The organism is Shinella zoogloeoides (assembly GCF_022682305.1).
Lineage (GTDB): Bacteria > Pseudomonadota > Alphaproteobacteria > Rhizobiales > Rhizobiaceae > Shinella > Shinella zoogloeoides_B.
The window spans coordinates 2,516,246-2,531,944 of record NZ_CP093528.1 but is presented as its reverse complement, the minus strand read 5'-3'; the positions used below and the strand labels follow the sequence as shown (position 1 = coordinate 2,531,944).

At 65.0% G+C, this 15,699-nt stretch carries 20 protein-coding genes; 7 read left to right on the top strand and 13 right to left on the bottom strand.

Annotation, left to right across the window (positions count from 1 at the left end; all coding sequences use genetic code 11):
* Nucleotides 1–73: 73 nt before the first annotated feature.
* The 5 genes from MOE34_RS12665 to lgt form a co-directional block, all read right to left on the bottom strand.
* On the bottom strand, nt 74–817 hold the full coding sequence (locus MOE34_RS12665; protein ID WP_242217380.1) for a hypothetical protein: 744 nt from the start codon (nt 815–817) through the stop codon (nt 74–76).
* A gap of 98 nt (nt 818–915) precedes the next feature.
* Entirely contained in the window at nt 916–2,067 is a 1,152-nt protein-coding gene (locus tag MOE34_RS12660; protein ID WP_242217379.1) for a M24 family metallopeptidase, read from the bottom strand.
* A gap of 26 nt (nt 2,068–2,093) precedes the next feature.
* The gene (pgeF, locus tag MOE34_RS12655; protein WP_242217377.1) at nt 2,094–2,885 is read right to left on the bottom strand and encodes a peptidoglycan editing factor PgeF; all 792 of its coding nucleotides are present in this window, start codon (nt 2,883–2,885) and stop codon (nt 2,094–2,096) included.
* 101 nt (nt 2,886–2,986) lie between these two features.
* On the bottom strand, nt 2,987–4,087 hold the full coding sequence (locus tag MOE34_RS12650; RefSeq protein ID WP_242217375.1) for a class I SAM-dependent methyltransferase: 1,101 nt from the start codon (nt 4,085–4,087) through the stop codon (nt 2,987–2,989).
* Nucleotides 4,088–4,099: 12 nt separating this feature from the next.
* Entirely contained in the window at nt 4,100–4,942 is an 843-nt protein-coding gene (gene lgt, locus MOE34_RS12645; RefSeq protein ID WP_431522379.1) for a prolipoprotein diacylglyceryl transferase, read from the bottom strand.
* Nucleotides 4,943–5,151: 209 nt separating this feature from the next.
* On the opposite strand from lgt, the gene MOE34_RS12640 reads away from it, so the two are divergent.
* From MOE34_RS12640 to MOE34_RS12625, 4 genes are all read left to right on the top strand, one after another.
* On the top strand, nt 5,152–5,409 hold the full coding sequence (locus MOE34_RS12640; RefSeq protein ID WP_242217373.1) for an accessory factor UbiK family protein: 258 nt from the start codon (nt 5,152–5,154) through the stop codon (nt 5,407–5,409).
* A gap of 392 nt (nt 5,410–5,801) precedes the next feature.
* Complete coding sequence (locus MOE34_RS12635) at nt 5,802–6,302, top strand: YbjN domain-containing protein (RefSeq protein ID WP_064330750.1); 501 nt, start codon at nt 5,802–5,804, stop codon at nt 6,300–6,302.
* A 2-nt stretch (nt 6,303–6,304) separates the two neighbouring features.
* Nucleotides 6,305–7,123, top strand: coding sequence for a pyrroline-5-carboxylate reductase (gene proC, locus MOE34_RS12630; RefSeq protein ID WP_242217371.1), 819 nt, complete (start codon nt 6,305–6,307; stop codon nt 7,121–7,123).
* An 18-nt stretch (nt 7,124–7,141) separates the two neighbouring features.
* Complete coding sequence (locus MOE34_RS12625; protein ID WP_242217368.1) at nt 7,142–7,483, top strand: tRNA-binding protein; 342 nt, start codon at nt 7,142–7,144, stop codon at nt 7,481–7,483.
* On the opposite strand, the gene MOE34_RS12620 is transcribed toward MOE34_RS12625, so the two are convergent.
* From MOE34_RS12620 to hppD, 5 genes are all read right to left on the bottom strand, one after another.
* Nucleotides 7,484–8,866 (bottom strand): ATP-binding protein, encoded by a 1,383-nt coding sequence (locus MOE34_RS12620; protein ID WP_242217366.1) that lies wholly within the window; start codon nt 8,864–8,866, stop codon nt 7,484–7,486.
* A gap of 85 nt (nt 8,867–8,951) precedes the next feature.
* Nucleotides 8,952–9,659 carry a response regulator gene (locus MOE34_RS12615; RefSeq protein WP_242217364.1) on the bottom strand — a complete coding sequence of 236 codons (708 nt, stop codon included), beginning with the start codon at nt 9,657–9,659 and terminating at the stop codon, nt 8,952–8,954.
* 24 nt (nt 9,660–9,683) lie between these two features.
* Nucleotides 9,684–10,160, bottom strand: a complete 477-nt coding sequence (locus tag MOE34_RS12610) for a MarR family winged helix-turn-helix transcriptional regulator (RefSeq protein WP_229342343.1) — start codon at nt 10,158–10,160, stop codon at nt 9,684–9,686.
* A gap of 179 nt (nt 10,161–10,339) precedes the next feature.
* The gene (locus MOE34_RS12605; RefSeq protein ID WP_242217362.1) at nt 10,340–10,603 is read right to left on the bottom strand and encodes a hypothetical protein; all 264 of its coding nucleotides are present in this window, start codon (nt 10,601–10,603) and stop codon (nt 10,340–10,342) included.
* Between the two features lie 246 nt (nt 10,604–10,849).
* Entirely contained in the window at nt 10,850–11,953 is a 1,104-nt protein-coding gene (hppD, locus tag MOE34_RS12600; RefSeq protein ID WP_242217360.1) for a 4-hydroxyphenylpyruvate dioxygenase, read from the bottom strand.
* A 130-nt stretch (nt 11,954–12,083) separates the two neighbouring features.
* Here hppD and MOE34_RS12595 point away from each other — a divergent pair, with 130 nt between their 5' ends.
* From MOE34_RS12595 to MOE34_RS12585, 3 genes are all read left to right on the top strand, one after another.
* Entirely contained in the window at nt 12,084–12,542 is a 459-nt protein-coding gene (locus MOE34_RS12595) for an Lrp/AsnC family transcriptional regulator (RefSeq protein ID WP_160786892.1), read from the top strand.
* Nucleotides 12,543–12,669: 127 nt separating this feature from the next.
* A complete protein-coding gene (locus tag MOE34_RS12590; protein WP_242217358.1) occupies nt 12,670–12,831 on the top strand; it encodes a hypothetical protein in 162 nt (53 codons plus the stop codon).
* Between the two features lie 74 nt (nt 12,832–12,905).
* Nucleotides 12,906–13,547 carry an MBL fold metallo-hydrolase gene (locus MOE34_RS12585; RefSeq protein ID WP_242223985.1) on the top strand — a complete coding sequence of 214 codons (642 nt, stop codon included), beginning with the start codon at nt 12,906–12,908 and terminating at the stop codon, nt 13,545–13,547.
* 50 nt (nt 13,548–13,597) lie between these two features.
* On the opposite strand, the gene MOE34_RS12580 is transcribed toward MOE34_RS12585, so the two are convergent.
* The 3 genes from MOE34_RS12580 to MOE34_RS12570 all read right to left on the bottom strand — a co-directional run bounded on the left by MOE34_RS12580 (nt 13,598) and on the right by MOE34_RS12570 (nt 15,699).
* Complete coding sequence (locus MOE34_RS12580) at nt 13,598–14,023, bottom strand: BA14K family protein (protein WP_242217356.1); 426 nt, start codon at nt 14,021–14,023, stop codon at nt 13,598–13,600.
* Nucleotides 14,024–14,160: 137 nt separating this feature from the next.
* Nucleotides 14,161–14,376: a cold-shock protein gene (locus MOE34_RS12575; protein WP_064330734.1), complete on the bottom strand. Its 216-nt coding sequence runs from the start codon at nt 14,374–14,376 to the stop codon at nt 14,161–14,163.
* Between the two features lie 420 nt (nt 14,377–14,796).
* Entirely contained in the window at nt 14,797–15,699 is a 903-nt protein-coding gene (locus tag MOE34_RS12570) for a DMT family transporter (protein WP_242217354.1), read from the bottom strand.

The following is a 15,699-nucleotide window of genomic DNA, read 5'->3' as shown; positions in this document are numbered from 1 at the left end:
TCGAATGCAAGGGCCTTGCTCCTTCGGAAAAGCGATTCCTCGCATTTCGCTGTGATTTACCGTTTCGGGGAGCTTAACCCGGCAGCGAACCGCGCCAGTCGAGATACTGCCGGATCGTCTTCTGCGCGATGCCCTCCATCGTCTGTGCGGGCACGACGGTCCACGGGTCGTCGGCCGTGCCTGAGACCGTTTCCTGCCCCTGGATGCGGTGCAGCCGCGCCCCGCTGCCGTCGAGCACGTCCCAGACATAGATGACGGTCGTCCCGCCATTGTCGTTCATGGCGGAGAAGTAGCCCTTGAGGATATACTTGGCGGATGCGTCCGAGGCGCTGCGGATCGTCAGGCCGCCGGAGCGCGCTTCCGCGCCGAGCCGCTTGGAAAGCGGCGTGACCGCCTCGACCGGCGCGCCGATGATCGGCAGGAAGCGGATCGTTTCGCTGCCAGCGTTCGCGGGCGGCAGGGCCGCGACCTCTTCGGCGGCCAGCGAGCGCTCCGCAGCCGTGCGGGTAAGCTCGGCATTCGCCTCCGCGGTGCTGTGCGCGCCGTTGTTGCGGGCCAGCGCATCGGCCTGGCCCTGCAAGGTGCCTGCCGTGTCCGCGCCGGCGGAGCCGCCGGAGGAGGTGAAGGCCGTCTGCTGGGTGGCGGTGGAGACGGGCGACGTGTCGGCGCTCATCTGGTCGAGATCGCTCTGCGTCACCGGTGGAGAGTTGAAGCTGTTGCCCACGTCGGCGGGCGGAATGAGCGCATCGGTACTGTTGCAGCCGGTAAGGGTGGCAATGAGGCCGATCAGTGCCAGCCGCTTCATCAGCTCCTGCATCGTTGTCGTCCGTATCCTGCGGAGGCTTATGCCTCCTGCGTCCCCGCAACGATTTATGGGTGCCGCCTCCGGTGCTGTCAATCGCAGGATGTCGCGGGTCAGATTTCGAGGAAATCGAGACCGTAGCGCGAAAGCGGCTTCGGCGTGTCGGTGGTGGTCAGGTAGGTCTGGCCGAGCGTCATGGCCGTGCCGCTCTCGGAATCGGAGATGATCGTGTGCACGAAGAGCGACATGTTCGGCTCGATTTCCTGCGGATTGCCGACGACGAACATCTGCGGGTCCATCCAGGAGGGGGCGAAGCGCGCGCCCACCGAGTAGCCGCAGGTATTTAGCCGGTGCCGGGCGAGGCCGCGCTCGTCGAGGATGCGGGCGAAGGTCTCGAAGACGGTGCCGAACGTATTGCCGGGCCGCAGCACCATCTCCATCGCCTGCATGGTCTCCCGGCAGGCGCTGTAGAGCTCGCGGTGGCGGTTGCTCGGCTCGCCGATCACGGCGGTGCGCATCATCGGCGCGTGGTAGCGCGAACTGACGCCGGCCCATTGCAGGCTGAGCTGGTCCTGGGCATCCAGCCGGCGCCGGCCGGATTTGGAGCGGCAGAGGAGGGCGTCGGCGCCTGAGCCGATGACGAATTCGTTGGCGGCATAGTCGCCGCCGCCGGCAAGCACGGCGTTCTGCAGCGCGGCGAGGATCGCCGCCTCGTCGCCGCCGGGCACGATCAGCGGCAGGGCCGCGTCCAGCGCGTCGTCCGAAAGCGCGGCGGCGCGCTCGACATAGGCGATCTCGGCCGGGCTCTTGATGAGCCGCAGGCGGCTGACGATGGTCGAGGCGTCGACGAGGTCGCCGAAGCTCTGGAGCTGGTTGTCGAGCAGGCGGGCGTTGCGGCCCGTGAGGCCGTGCGTGTCGTATTCCACGCCGATGCGGCAGCCGAGCAGGTCGAGATCGGACAGGAGGTTCTTCAGGTCCATGGTCGGGTCCGCGTTGACGCGGTCGACCCAGACCTCGATCTTCTCGATATTGGAGGTGTGCCGCGCCTGCCGCAGGTCCGCCGAGCGGGTGAGCAGCACCATGTCGCCGCTCGCCTTGACGACGAGCGTCTGGAAGAAGCAGTAGCCGAACGTGTCGTAGCCGGTCAGCCAGTACATGCTCTCCTGCGCGAAGAGCAGCACGGCGTCGAGCTTTTCCTCCCGCATGCGGGAGGTGAGGCGCTGGAGCCGGTTGGCGTATTCCTCGGTGTCGAAGTGAAGTGCCATGGGTGTCTCCCTCGCGGTATGGGGCTTCAGCCCCTTATCATGATCGCCGAAATCTGCCGGCCGTAGTCGGGTTCCTGCCGGTGCGTGGTGCGCCGGTAGGAGAAGAAGCGGTCCTCGTCGGGATAGGTGCAGATATCGAGGTTCTCCGCCGTCACCCCGGCATCCTTGAGCCGCTGCGTCGTCAGCCCCGGCAGGTCGAACATCGCATGGCCGGGCTTTTCCGAGGGCTTGAAGTAGCGCTCGTATGCCTTGTCGACGCCGAGGAAGCGTTCGACGAATTCCGGGCCGACCTCATAATTGCGGTGGCTGATCGAGGGGCCGAGGCTGGCGATGATGTTTTCGCGCTTTGCGCCGAGCTTTTCCATCGCCGCGATGGTGTTTTCGAGCACGCCGTAGAGCGCGCCTTTCCAGCCGGCATGGGCCGCGCCGACGACGCGGGCCTCGGGGTCGCAGAAGAGGATGGGGCCGCAATCGGCGGCAAGCACGCCGAGGATGACGCCGGGCGTGTTGCTGACCATCGCGTCCGCTTGCGGGCGCGCGCCATCATAGGTCTCGTCCACCACCACGACGTCGGGCGAATGGATCTGGTGCACCGTTGCGAGCCGGTCCGGCTCCACGGCGAACCAGCGGGCGACGCGGGCGCGATTCTCGTGAACGTTCCCGCGCTCGTCCTGCGAGCCGAGGCCGACATTGAGGCCACGATAGATGCCTTCCGAAACGCCGCCGGTGCGGGTGAAGAAGCCGTGGCGCGCGGCTTTGCCGGCGCGTTCCGCAAGCAGCGGGCTTTCGATCGGATGGGGAAGCGCTTGGTCCTTCATGGTCTCTCGGCTGGGCTTTTGGACAGGCCGCCAGGCAAGGATTTCGGCCGGGCATACGGGGTGCAAATCGGGCCGGATGTTGTCCGGCCTTGGCTTATGTGTCAATCGGGTTGACGGAAGGGAAAGAGCGAGAGCGGTGCGCTGCCGACCGCCAAGACCTTGAAAAGATCGCCCATTTTCCCGGCGCCGGAGCCTGCGAGACGGTCGACGTCGGCAAGGATCGACTGCTGCGTCTCCTCGTCGCGGTTGCGGCCGAGGGCGGAGGCGCGCTCGCCGATACCCAGGCCAACGAGGAAGTCGCCCTGGTGCAGCATGCCGTGGACGTGCAGGCCCACGCTTGCCGCCGCGCCGGCCAGGCGCTCGAAGTCGACATGGCTCGTCAGGTCCGCCTCGCCGGGATGGGCGAGCGGCGGGTCGAAATCGTGCTTCAGGACGGCCTGCAGCGTATCGCCGAAGCCGGTGACGAAATGGCCGTAGTCGATGATCAACGCGGTGCCGCCGAAGCGGGCGATGCGCTCGCCGATCGTCGCCATCACCGCCTCGCGGGCGGGGGCGATCTCGAAGATCGTGCCGTTGGGGACGGTCTTGTGGTTTTCCGGCAGGAGGGCCGGGTCAAGGCTGGCGACGCCGGCAGCGAAGGTCAGCTCGTCATCGGCATCGAGGCCGATTAGGCGCTCGCGGAAGCCGGCGGCGGTCTTGATGAACTGGCGGATCGGGATGGCGTCGAAGAGTTCGTTTGCCGCCAGCAGCACGAAGCCTTCGGGCAGTTCCTCGAAGCTGTCGTGCCAGGCGACGCGGGCCGCGTGGGTGCCGAGCGTTTCGCGCTGCACGCCGCGCAGCTTCGGGCTGGTCTCGATGAGATGGATCGTCGCACTCTCGTAGAGTTCGGGCGCGATGCGCGAGATGACGCGCAGCATGTCGGACATCATCGTGCCGCGGCCGGGACCGATCTCGGCGATGCGTACGTCCGCCGGCGCGCCGTGCCGCTGCCAGGCGTGGACGAGGAAGACACCGAGCATCTCGCCGAAGAGTTGGCTTACCTCCGGGGCGGTGATGAAGTCGCCTGCGGTGCCGAAGGGATCGCGCGTGCGGTAATAGCCGTATTCCGGATCGGCGAGGCAGAGCGCGAAATAGTCGGTGACGCTGATCGGGCCGTTGGTGCGGATCAGCGCCTTGATCTTGCGGGCGAGGGGTGTCGGCATGGGCGGTCCCGCTCAGGCTTCCGCCGCATCCGCGGCGCGGGCGCGGACGATGGCCCACAGGCCGAGGGCGAACATCGGCAGGGAGAGCAGCATGCCCATGGTCAGCCAGCCGCCGAAGAGGTAGCCGAGCTGCGGATCGGGCTCGCGGAAGAACTCCACCGTGATGCGCGACAGCGCATAGCCGGAGACGAAGAGGCCGGTGACGAGGCCGGGGCGCTTCAACGCGCCGAATCCGTAGATGGCGATGGCGAGCAGGGCTAGCAGGGCTATGCCTTCGAGGCCGGCTTCGTAGAGCTGGCTCGGATGGCGGGCGAAGGGGCCGCCATTGGGAAAGACCACCGCCCAGGGCGCATCGGAAAGGCGCCCCCACAGCTCGCCGTTGACGAAATTGGCGATGCGGCCGAAGAACAGGCCGATCGGCACGACGGCGGCGACGATGTCGAAGAGGCTCCAGACCGCGATGCCGCTGCGCCTTGCGAAGAGGATCATGGCGAGCGTCGTGCCGGCAAGGCCGCCGTGGAAGGACATGCCGCCGTTCCATATCTGGAGGGCGCGCAGCGGATCGGCGACGACATTCGCGAAATCGTAGAAGAGGATATAGCCGATGCGCCCGCCAAGGATGATGCCGACGGCGGCCCAGACGAGGAAGTCGTCGAGCTGGGCGCGGGTCGCGGGCACTTCTCCGGCCCAAAGGCGCGGCGTCTCGATCAGTCTGCGGGCATAGAACCAGCCCAGCATGATGCCCACGACATAGGCGATGCCGTACCAGTGCACGGCGACCGGGCCGATGGAGAAGGCGATCGGGTCGATCTGCGGGTAGGGCATGATGGCGAAAAGCTGGGTTATGCTGGTCAAGGCTGCGGTCTTCCTGATTTTCGCGGAAGATGGCGAGGCCTTGCGGCAGGGTCAAGGCGATAAATCGTGATACGCCGGCCTGCCGTGCCCCGATGGCGCGCGATCCACCGGAATCCGCTTGCAAGGAAGGGCGCAAGACCCTACCTCACTGGTCAGGACGCGGGCGCGGGACGCCCGCCAGAACCATCGAGACCCGAGGAGGGCAGACCATGACCACCGGTGCGAACCGCATTCTCGACGACTTCGCCAAGCTGATGACCGATGCCGCCGGCGCCGCCCAGGGTGTGCGCAAGGAGGCCGAGACCGTGTTCCGCGCCCAGGCCGAGCGTTTCTTCAACGGCATGGACCTCGTCAAGCGCGAGGAATTCGAGGCGGTGCGGGAAATGGCCATCAAGGCGCGCGATGAAAACGACGCGCTTTTGAAGCGGATCGAGGCCCTTGAAGCGCGCCTCGAGAAGGGCGCCTGAGCCGTTTCGGCACAGCTTCTTTCGGCAAGGACTCGGTTGGCGTGATTCACATCGCGCCAACCGTTTTTTTTAATAAAATTTTTACCCCTGTGGACACTTTCGAAAAGCCCTTTGCGCAGAGTCCCTTAAGCGACCGACCTGAATCTTTTTGGCAGGCTCTGTCCACAACCGGGCGGAGAAAATGGGAAGGCGGGGGCTGGCGTCGCGACTCCGCCATTATACACTGATTTTAAATGATGATTCGAAACGGGCAGCGCAAGCTTCGGGCAGGGTAAGTCGTCCAGAATTGCGCAAGGTGCCGAGCAATCATTCAGTGTTGTATCCGGAGTACGGTTTGCCGCGTCGCGTGTGTGAGCGCGACGGCGCATGCCTTCCGGCCTTGAAGGTGATGCATGAGCCTTATGGAATTGGATATCGGGCGTCAGTCCAACCCGGTCGACATGATCGAATTCGTCGCAGCCAACAATGACTGGACGTTCGAGCGGTCGGGCGAAGACGAGATCGCGATGACCGTCGAAGGCAAGTGGACGGATTATCACGTCTCCTTCTCCTGGATGGAGGAGTTCGAGGCGCTGCATCTGGCCTGCGCCTTCGATATCAAGGTTCCCGAAAGCCGCGTCAACGAGGTGCATTGCCTGCTCTCGCATGTGAACGGCCAGGTGCTCATGGGCCATTTCGACCTGTGGCGGCGCGAGGATGTCGTGATCTTCCGCCAGTCGCTGCTGCTTGCCGGCGGCGCGGAGCCGACGAACCGTCAGGTCGAGGTGCTGCTTTCCAGCGCGCTCGAGGCCTGCGAGGCCTATTTCCAGGCGTTCCAGTTCGTCGTCTGGTCCGGCATGGACGCCCAGTCCGCCGTCGACGCCGTGCTGTTCGAAACGGTCGGGGAGGCGTGAGCATGGCTGTGGCGGGTTCCGGTCCCATCGTCCTCATCGGCGCCGGCAACATGGGCGGCGCGATGCTCACGGGCTGGCTGAAGAACGGCATTTCCGGCTCTTCCGTCATCGTCATCGATCCCGGCCCGCAACCGGCCATGGCCAAGCTGATCGCCGACAACGGCGCGCGCCATGAGACGTCCGCGCCCGAGGGCGTGAAGGCGGGCGTGCTCTTCGTCGCCGTCAAGCCGCAGCTCGTCGACCAGGTTCTGCCGCCTTTGAAGGGACTCGTCGGACCCGAAACCGTCGTGGTTTCCGTCGCGGCCGGCAAGACCATCGCCAATCTGGAAGGCCATCTCGGCGAGACCGCTACCGTGCGCGCCATGCCGAACACGCCGGCCATGATTGGCCGCGGCGTCACCGGGGCCTTTGCCAATGACCGGGTGTCGCAGGGGCAGCGCGATTTCGTGCATGCCCTTCTCAAGGTGAGCGGCCCGGTCGAATGGGTTGCGACCGAGGGCGATATCGACGCCGTCACGGCCGTTTCGGGCAGCGGCCCGGCCTATGTCTTCTATCTCGTCGAATGCATGGCAGAGGCGGGCCGTAAACTCGGCCTGCCGGCGGACCTCGCCATGCGTCTCGCACGGGAAACCGTCGCGGGGGCTGGTGAATTGCTTCACCAGTCCCCCGACGACGCCAGCCGCCTGCGCCAGAACGTGACCTCGCCGGGCGGCACCACCGCCGCGGCCCTCTCCGTCCTTATGGCCGAGGACGGCATGCAGCCGCTCTTCGACAAGGCCATCGCGGCCGCCCGCAAGCGCGCCGAGGCACTGGCGGGCTAAGCCCTCCAAGGAATTCCCATGACCGAGACCATCACCTACGCCGATTTCGAACGTGTCGACATCCGTGTCGGCACCATCGTCGAGGCGCTTCCCTTCCCGGAAGCGCGCAAGCCGGCCTACAAGCTGCAGATCGATTTCGGGCCGGAGATTGGCATCAAGAAGTCGTCGGCGCAGATCACGGTGCACTATACGCCGGAAAGCCTCGTCGGACGGCAGGTGCTTGCCGTCGTCAACTTCCCGCCGCGCCAGATCGGTCCGGTTCGCTCGGAAGTGCTGACGCTCGGCTTCGAGGACGAGACCGGCGCCATCGTGCTGGCTGGCGTCGATCATCTGGTGCCGAACGGCAAGAAGATGTGCTGATCACGCGGGAACGCGGATCGTCGCCCGAAGGCCACCCATCGGACTGTCCGAAAGCGTGACGTCGCCGCCATGGCTGCGGGCGATGTCGCGCGCGATGGCAAGGCCGAGGCCGGTGCCGGAGGCATCGAGGTTGCGCGCCGCGTCGAGCCGGAAGAATGGCTTGAAGACATCGTCGCGCGAGCGTTCGGGAATGCCGGGGCCGTCGTCGTCCACCGTGATCGTCAGCCATTTGGCCCGGTGGCGCGCGTCCACATGCACGCTTTTGGCATAGCGCATCGCATTCGACACGAGGTTGCCGACGAGGCGGCCGAAGGCGTTCGGGCGCACCATCACCTCGTCCGCGCCTTCGATGGCGCTGGTGAAGGCGCGGTTCTGCAACTCGGCCTCCAGCTCGAACCGTTCGAAGAGATCGGACAGCCGCAATTCGCCGACATCCTCTTCCGCATCGCCCCGGGCGAAGGAAAGGTAGCCTTCCAGCATGCTCTGCATGTCCTCGACATCCTTGTTGAGGCCCTGCAGGTCCGGGTTGTCGCCGGCCAGCGCAAGCTGGAGCTTGAAGCGGGTAAGGATGGTGCGCAGGTCGTGGCTGACGCCGGTCAGCATGGCGGTGCGCTGCTCCATCTGCCGCTCGATGCGCTCGCGCATGAGGATGAAGGCGAGGCCGGCGCGGCGTACCTCGTCCGCGCCGCGCGGCGCGAAATTCTCCGGCATCTTCTGGCCCTTGCCGAAGCTCTCGGCAGCCTGCGCCAGCGCCAGGATCGGCCGGATCTGCCCGCGCAGGAACAGGATGGAGATGGTGATGAGCACGAGGGACGCGCCGATCATCCAGAGCAGGAAGATATGCGTGTTGGAGGCGTAGGCCTGGCTGCGCCGGGCGTAGACCCGCAGCACCTTGTTGTCGAGCAGGATGCGGACCTCGACGAGGTTGCTCTCGCCGACGGTGTCGATCCAGAACGGCCGGCGGATCTGGCGGACGATCTCCTCGCTGAGAATCTCGTCGAGAATGTTGAAGAAGGGTTTGCTGCGCGGCGGGGGCAGTTCCGTGCCCGGCTCGATTGAGACGATCAGCTCCAGCCGTTCGCGGGCGATGCGGACGATCTCGGAATAGTCGCCGTCCTGCGGATAGGTCTCGATGAGGTCGATGATCGCCGCGATGTCGCGCGTGACGGCCATGGACAGGCGCTGCGTGACGAGCTGCCAGTGGCGCTCCATGAAGACGAAGGCGACGACCGCCTGGAGCAGCACCATCGGGATGATGATGATGAGCAGCGAGCGGGCATAGAGGCCCGTCGGCATCCGGTGCCGCAGCCAGCGCGTGAAGCGTTTCCAGCCGGCCAGCGGCGCGCGTTCGATATCCCGCCGGAGGGTCTGAAGGCTGGTCATGGGCGGCTTCCCGGCAGGTGCGGCGATTGCCATACCCCTCGCTGGCCTGTCGGCCGGAGCGGGATATTTCGCGCCGCGCCCACGCTCAGCCCTGTTCCACGCTGAGGCGGTAGCCGATGCCGCGCACCGTCTGCAGCCAGACCGGATTGGACGGGTCGTCCTCGATCTTGCGGCGCAGGCGGTTGATCTGCACATCGATGGTCCGCTCGCCGACCTCCGTCTCCTCGCCGATCAGCTCGTGGCGCGGGATCGTCTCGCCCGCGCGCTGGGCGAAGAGCAGCATGATCTCCTGCTCGCGGTCGGTGAGGCGGATGAGATCGCTGCCGCGTTTCAGTTCCTTGCGCACGAGGGAGAAGGTATAGGGGCCGAACATGACCTGCTCGATCTTCGGCGTGACGGGGGCCGCGTTGCGCTTGAGGATATTGTTGATGCGCAGCACCAGTTCGCGCGGCTCGAAGGGTTTTGAGAGATAATCGTCCGCGCCGGCCTCCAGCCCCTCGATGCGCGCCTTGGATTCGGCGAGCGCCGTCAGCATCAGGATCGGCACGGGGCGGATCTCGCGCAGGCTCTTCGTCAGCGAAATCCCGCTTTCGCCGGGCATCATCACGTCCATGACGATGAGATCGAAATCGAGGCCGCGCAGCTTACGCCGGGCCTCGTCCGCATCCCCCGCCACGGTCACGCGGAAGCCCTCGGCCTTCAGGTAGCGGTTGAGCAGGTCGCGGATACGGGTGTCGTCATCGACAACGAGAAGATGGGATGCGTCGTCGCAGGGCGCGCCGGCTGCGGTCATCGTCTTCACCTCCTGGTCAACCTGTCATTCGCTCTTGGCGTTCTGCATGCCGGTGAGGAAGCGGATCACCGTCCGCCGGTCGCCCGCGTCCATCTCCTCGAATGCACGGGCGATGCGGCGGGATTGCGGCTCGGCGAGCGCAAGGGCCAGCGCCCGCCCGGCGCGCGTCGGGTAGAGCTTGCGCTGGCGGCGATCCTCCGGGCCGGCGACCTGCTGGATATAGCCGGAATCGATGAGCTGCTTCAAGACGCGCGCCAGGCTCTGCTTGGTGATCTTCAGCGTGTCGAGCAGGTCGGCGACGGTCATGCCGGGTTCGCGGTTGACGAAGTGCACGACCCGGTGATGGGCGCGGCCGAAGCCGCTCTTCTCGAGGATGGCGTCCGGATCGGAAATGAAGTCGCGATAGGCGAAGAACAGGCCCTCGATGATCTCGAAGTCGATGCGCCCGTCGCCCGTCATGGCGTCCTCGTGCAGCTCGTGCGCGCCGTTCCTGTCCGGCATCTGTCGGGCCACGTTGTCATTTCCCTTCATGCCTTGCTGTCCCCCGCGTCTTTTCCGGTTTTCTGGTTAGACCGTAACGGGCGGAACAATCAACTTGAAAGAGCGGCGCGGCCGCCGCAATACAAGCGGGGCCGGAACATCGTGGCGATGTTCCGGCCCCGCGCAGTAAAGGTCGGACCTTATTTCTTGCCGAGAACGGCGCCCGCGATGGCCGTCAGGACGCCGCCGCCGATGAGGCCGCCGATGCCGTCGGCCACGATGCCCGAAAGGCCGGCTTCGCCGCCCAGCATCTGCAGGAGGAAGCCGCCGCCGACACCGCCGATGGCGCCGACGACGGTTCTGACGATCGCGCTCACAGCCACCTGTTTCAAGGCGGCGCCGGCCACATTGCCGCCGACGGCGCCGGCGATGAGCTGCGTGATGATGGGCATCAAAGCTTCCATGACTTCCCCTCCGAAAGGTCCGCCAGGATGAGAGAGAGGTCCGGGCCGGACATTAGCTTCGTTGCCGGGCTGCGGCCTGGAGACCGCGCACCCGTTGTCGAAAGAATCGACATCTGTAACGTGAGAAGAATCTGGGCATCTGTCAATTTGCCCGCGTATTGCGTGCACCGGAGTCTTGCGCACGAAAAGAGGCGGCCGCGCCGCGACCGCCTCCCTCTTCCCCGCATAGGCTTGCTGCCGCGGTCGTTATTCGGCTGCGATCACGCCGCGGCGGATCTGGTCTTCCTCGATGCTCTCGAAGAGCGCCCGGAAATTGCCCTCGCCGAAGCCCTCGTCGCCCTTGCGCTGGATGAATTCGAAGAAGATCGGGCCGATCACGGTCTTCGAGAAGATCTGGAGCAGGATCTTCGTCATGCCGCCATCGACGACGCCTTCGCCGTCGATGAGGATGCCATGCTTCTTCATGCGCTCGACCGGCTCCTCATGGCCGACCACGCGCACATAGGAGCGGTCGTAGTAGTTATCCGGCGGGCCGGGCATGAACTTCACGCCGTTGCCGGCCAGCTTGTCGGTCGCGTCGTAGATGCCGTCCGTGCCGACGGCGATGTGCTGGATGCCTTCGCCGTTGTACTTCTTCAGGTATTCGACGATCTGGCTCGTCTCGTCCTTGGATTCGTTCAGCGGAATGCGGATCTTGCCGCAGGGCGAGGTGATGGCGCGCGAGACGAGGCCGGTGATGCGGCCGTCGATGTCGAAGAAGTGGATCTGGCTGAAGCCGAAGAGTTCGCGATAGAAGTCCCACCACTTGTCCATGTTGCCGCGATAGACATTGTGGGTCAGGTGGTCGAGATAGTAGAAGCCGACACCCTCGGGCTTCGGATCGCGCGCGCCCGTCCATTCGAATTCCGCGTCATAGGCCGAACCCTTGGCGCCATACTTGTCGACGAAATAGAGCAGGGAGCCGCCGATGCCGACGATGGCCGGTACGTCGAGCGCCTTGTCGTCGCCTTCATAAGGCGTCGCGCCCTTGGAGACGGCATGGGCGAAGGCATGCTGCGCATCGACCACGCGCCAGGCCATGGAGGCGGCGCAGGGGCCGTGCACATCCGTGAACTTCATGGCGTGCGAACCCGGCTCGGCATTGACGATATAGTTGATGTCGCCCTGCCGCCAGACGGAGATCGCCTTGGTGCGGTGCGTGGCGACCTTGCTGTAGCCCATGCGGGTGAAGAGGTCTTCCAGCTTCTGCGGCTCGGGATGGGCGAACTCGACGAATTCGAAGCCGTCCGTGCCGGCCGGGTTGTCGGCGGTGATCACGGCTGGCGGTGCGTCATGCGGGAAAGGGCCCATCGTTCGTCCTCCTCGATATTGATGTTCGGCAAGTATGGCGCGGTTTCCATGCAATGTGCGTGCGTAGTGCTTGCGTTTTGCCAATCTCGTGCGATGTTTGTGCGTAAAATGACAAAATAAGGGGAAGACCGTGCAGCTTGACGAATTCGACCGTAAACTGCTCGCGCATTTGCAGAAGGATGCGCGCCTGACGAACAACGAGCTTTCGGAGCGCATCAACCTGTCGCCCTCGCAATGCTCGCGCCGGCGCATCCGGCTGGAGGAGGAGGGCATCATCCGCGCCTACCGGGCGGAGCTGGATCGGGAGAAACTCGATCTCGGCATCGTCATCGTCGTTACCGTGACGCTTTCGACGCACAACCGCGACAATGCGGTGCGTTTCGCCCGGTTGATCTCCAACCTGCCGGAGGTACTGGAGGCATTCTCGCTGACGGGGGAGATGGACTATATCATCAAGGTGGTGGTGCCGAACCTGAAGGCGCTCTCGGCCTTCGTCAACGACGTGCTGCTGCCGCACGAATCCGTCTCCCATGTGAAAACGGCCATCGTGCTGGACACGCTGAAGGAAACCACCGCCCTGCCGCTCTGATCCCTGTTGCCCCGTCGCAACAGCTTGCCGCCATGGCCTGTTCCCCTTGGAACCGACCGGAATCCCGCGTCGTTGTAGAAATGATCGCAAGGGGCCGAGACGGCCGGAAACAGCAGGGGACGAAACGATGCAAACGAACACGACGCAGCAGAACCAGGTTGCCAAGGGCCTCCGCCCGGTCGTCTATCTCTATGCGGCGCTCAATATCGCGGTCGCCGCGCTGCTGTTCTCGACCGTTTCGCCGACGCTTGCGACCGGCCCTGCGCAGGAGATGGCGAGCCTTCGCTAGTTGGCGCTTGGTCTTCGCCGGCGCTTGCGGCTATACGGGGTCGACGAGCGCAACAGAGCGAGGATTCCATGGGCATGCTTCAGGCGGGCATCATTCCCGTCACCCCCTTCCAGCAGAACTGCACCATTCTCTTCGACGTGGACACCAAGGAAGGCGTGGTCGTCGATCCCGGGGGCGATGTCGAGGTGATCCTGCAGACGGTGAAGGATAACGGTATCGACCTGAAGGCGATCTGGCTGACGCACGGCCATATCGACCATGCCGGCGGGGCAAAGGAACTGAAGGAAGCGCTCGGCATCGACATCATCGGCCCGCACAAGGACGATCTCTCGCTGCTGCAACGGCTGGAGGCGCAGGCCTCGATGTTCGGCGTGCCGATGAAGGTCAGCAATGTCGTGCCCGACCGCTGGCTGGAGGATGGCGACAAGGTCTCCTTCGGCGCGCACGAATTCGAGGTCTACCACACGCCGGGCCACGCGCCGGGGCACGTGATCTATTTCAACCGCAGTCAGGGCTTCGCCCATCTCGGCGATGTGCTTTTCCAGGGATCGATCGGCCGCACGGACCTGCCGGGCGGCGACCATCAGCAGCTTCTGGCCTCGATCCGCGACAAGGTGTTTCCGCTGGGGGACGAGGTCGGCTTCCTGTGCGGCCACGGACCGGGCGGGAAGATCGGCGAGGAGCGGCGGACCAATCCGTTCCTGCGCGGGCTTTGACAAACGAAAACGGGCGCCGAGGGCGCCCGTTTTGCTGAAAGTCGTCGCGATCAGCCGGCGACGCAGAAGTGCTCGCGGCCATCGTAGCCGACGAAGGTGCCGCTGTCCGGATTGAACGAGCGGTAGCGGCGCGAGCAGTAATCGTACCAGGACTGCGTCCACGGTTCGTAGCTTGCGACCGGGCGGCGGTACACGCGGCGCTCGGGTTCCGGGTAGTAATCCGGCTCCACATAGACGCGGCGGTCGTCGTAACGCGGCTGGGAGGCGAGGGCGCCGCCGATGATCATGCCGGTGGCAAGCCCGATGGCGCCGCCGACGAGGGCATCGTTGCGGTCGCGGCGGCGATGGTCGCGATGGTGCCAGCCGCCATTGTTCCAGCCATGGCGGTCGCGCGCCTCGGCGACGCCAACGGTTGCGGTGAGCGTCGTGGCGGCGACTGCAGCGGAAAGCACGATGGCCTTGATGGTTTTATTCATAACATCGTTCCTTTGAACGCCGGCTTCTACCGGTCGATGATGGCCACGAGACTAGAAGAAAGAGGCTGAATGGAGGCTGAACGAAAAAACCCGGCATCTCTGCCGGGCTCCAACTGAAAATCCTGAAGAGTGCCGGATCAGCCGGCGATCTGCAGGTTAACCGCCTTCGGGCCTTTGCCGCGGCGATCAGGTTCCGTGTCGAAGCTTACCTTCTGGTTTTCGGAAAGGCCGTTCAGGCCCGAGGCCTGTACAGCGGAAATGTGTACGAAGATATCCGCACCACCGTTGTCGGGCTTGATGAAGCCAAAGCCCTTCTCGGTGTTGAAGAATTTTACGGTGCCAGTTTCGGCCATGCGTCAGGTCCTTTTCTCTCTGCCCGTATATTTGGCGGCGGGCAGCACATCAGTTTTGCCCCGAGGGGCGTTAGGCAGGCAGTTCTCGAGGTTGAGGAAAGGGTCCTGTTTTCACCGCAGCCAGCCAACCACAAGGTCACAAGGACCGTTCCAGATGTTGGCCGCCCGGAATTGTTTCGCGTCTCCGGCGCGCATTTATTCAAGGTCTTCCCGTGTTCGCAAATTGCCCGAACGGCGCAAGAGTGATGCGTTTGCTTCAAATTGGCAAGCAAAAGTTTTGGCACACCTCCGGCATGCCTCACTTTGGTCAAATTCCGGGCGATTGCCGAAAAAACCCTCAGGTTTTACGGGGACCTGCACGGCATTGGTACGACTTATATTGCGGAGCGCAAAGAAGAAGGCCGCGCGGAGCGGCGGGTCTCATGCCTCCAGGGGCTGGCCCGCGCGCCGGCCGCGCAGCAGTTCCGGCACCAGTTCCACCGCGAGGATCGCGACGAAGATGATGGCGCAGCCGGCATAGCCGGCGGGCGTGATGGTCTCGCCGAGCAGCGCCACGCCGAAGAGGGCGGCGAACAGGGCCTCGCTGGAGAGGAAGATGGCCGCCTGCGGCGCGGTCGTATAGCGCTGGGCGATGTTCTGGAGGATGAAGGCGATGCCGCTCGAGAAGAGGCCGGCATAGAGGATTTCCGGCAGCGCCGACTGGATGGCGGCCAGGCTGACGGATTCGAAGAGAAGGCCGGCGGCGCAGCCGAGAATGCCGCAGATGGCGAACTGCATGAGCGACAGCGCGATCGGCCGGCCGGACCTACCGGAAAAGACGCCGACGCAGATCATCTGCACGGACCACAGCGCGGCGCTGGCGACCGTCAGCATGTCGCCGAGCGTCAGCGCGGTCAGCGTGCCGCCGGAGAGCAGGAAGATGCCGAGGCAGGCGGTGAGCGCGGCGGGCCAGATGACCCAGTGCGGCCGGCGGCGCAGGAACAGCACCGTCAGGATCGGGGTGAAGACGACATAGAGGCCGGTGAGGAAGCCGGAATTGGTGACGGTCGTGGTGAGCAGGCCGACCTGCTGGAAGGCGGCGCCGGCAAACAGCGCAAGGCCGGTCAGGACGAAGCCGGCGACGTCTCTCGTGCGCAACGGGGCTGTCGCCCGCGCTTTCTCCCAGAGCGTGAAGGGCAGGGCGACGAAGGTCGCGACGAGGAAGCGAAGGCCGATGAACCAGAAGGGGCCGAGCGCCTGCATCGCGGTCGACTGGGCGATGAAGCCCGCGCCCCAGATGGCGCCTGCCAGCAACAGGAGAAGGTTCGCCTGAACGCGCGTCAT

Coding starts and splice junctions, on each gene's coding strand:
- MOE34_RS12665 (WP_242217380.1), bottom strand. CDS start 817: ATGCAGGAGCTGATGAAGCGGCTGGCACTGATCGGCCTCATTGCCACC.
- MOE34_RS12660 (WP_242217379.1), bottom strand. CDS start 2,067: ATGGCACTTCACTTCGACACCGAGGAATACGCCAACCGGCTCCAGCGC.
- pgeF (WP_242217377.1), bottom strand. CDS start 2,885: ATGAAGGACCAAGCGCTTCCCCATCCGATCGAAAGCCCGCTGCTTGCG.
- MOE34_RS12650 (WP_242217375.1), bottom strand. CDS start 4,087: ATGCCGACACCCCTCGCCCGCAAGATCAAGGCGCTGATCCGCACCAAC.
- MOE34_RS12640 (WP_242217373.1), top strand. CDS start 5,152: ATGACCACCGGTGCGAACCGCATTCTCGACGACTTCGCCAAGCTGATG.
- MOE34_RS12635 (WP_064330750.1), top strand. CDS start 5,802: ATGAGCCTTATGGAATTGGATATCGGGCGTCAGTCCAACCCGGTCGAC.
- proC (WP_242217371.1), top strand. CDS start 6,305: ATGGCTGTGGCGGGTTCCGGTCCCATCGTCCTCATCGGCGCCGGCAAC.
- MOE34_RS12625 (WP_242217368.1), top strand. CDS start 7,142: ATGACCGAGACCATCACCTACGCCGATTTCGAACGTGTCGACATCCGT.
- MOE34_RS12620 (WP_242217366.1), bottom strand. CDS start 8,866: ATGACCAGCCTTCAGACCCTCCGGCGGGATATCGAACGCGCGCCGCTG.
- MOE34_RS12615 (WP_242217364.1), bottom strand. CDS start 9,659: ATGACCGCAGCCGGCGCGCCCTGCGACGACGCATCCCATCTTCTCGTT.
- MOE34_RS12610 (WP_229342343.1), bottom strand. CDS start 10,160: ATGCCGGACAGGAACGGCGCGCACGAGCTGCACGAGGACGCCATGACG.
- MOE34_RS12605 (WP_242217362.1), bottom strand. CDS start 10,603: ATGGAAGCTTTGATGCCCATCATCACGCAGCTCATCGCCGGCGCCGTC.
- hppD (WP_242217360.1), bottom strand. CDS start 11,953: ATGGGCCCTTTCCCGCATGACGCACCGCCAGCCGTGATCACCGCCGAC.
- MOE34_RS12590 (WP_242217358.1), top strand. CDS start 12,670: ATGCAAACGAACACGACGCAGCAGAACCAGGTTGCCAAGGGCCTCCGC.
- MOE34_RS12585 (WP_242223985.1), top strand. CDS start 12,906: ATGCTTCAGGCGGGCATCATTCCCGTCACCCCCTTCCAGCAGAACTGC.
- MOE34_RS12580 (WP_242217356.1), bottom strand. CDS start 14,023: ATGAATAAAACCATCAAGGCCATCGTGCTTTCCGCTGCAGTCGCCGCC.
- MOE34_RS12575 (WP_064330734.1), bottom strand. CDS start 14,376: ATGGCCGAAACTGGCACCGTAAAATTCTTCAACACCGAGAAGGGCTTT.
- MOE34_RS12570 (WP_242217354.1), bottom strand. CDS start 15,699: ATGACGCGCGTTCAGGCGAACCTTCTCCTGTTGCTGGCAGGCGCCATC.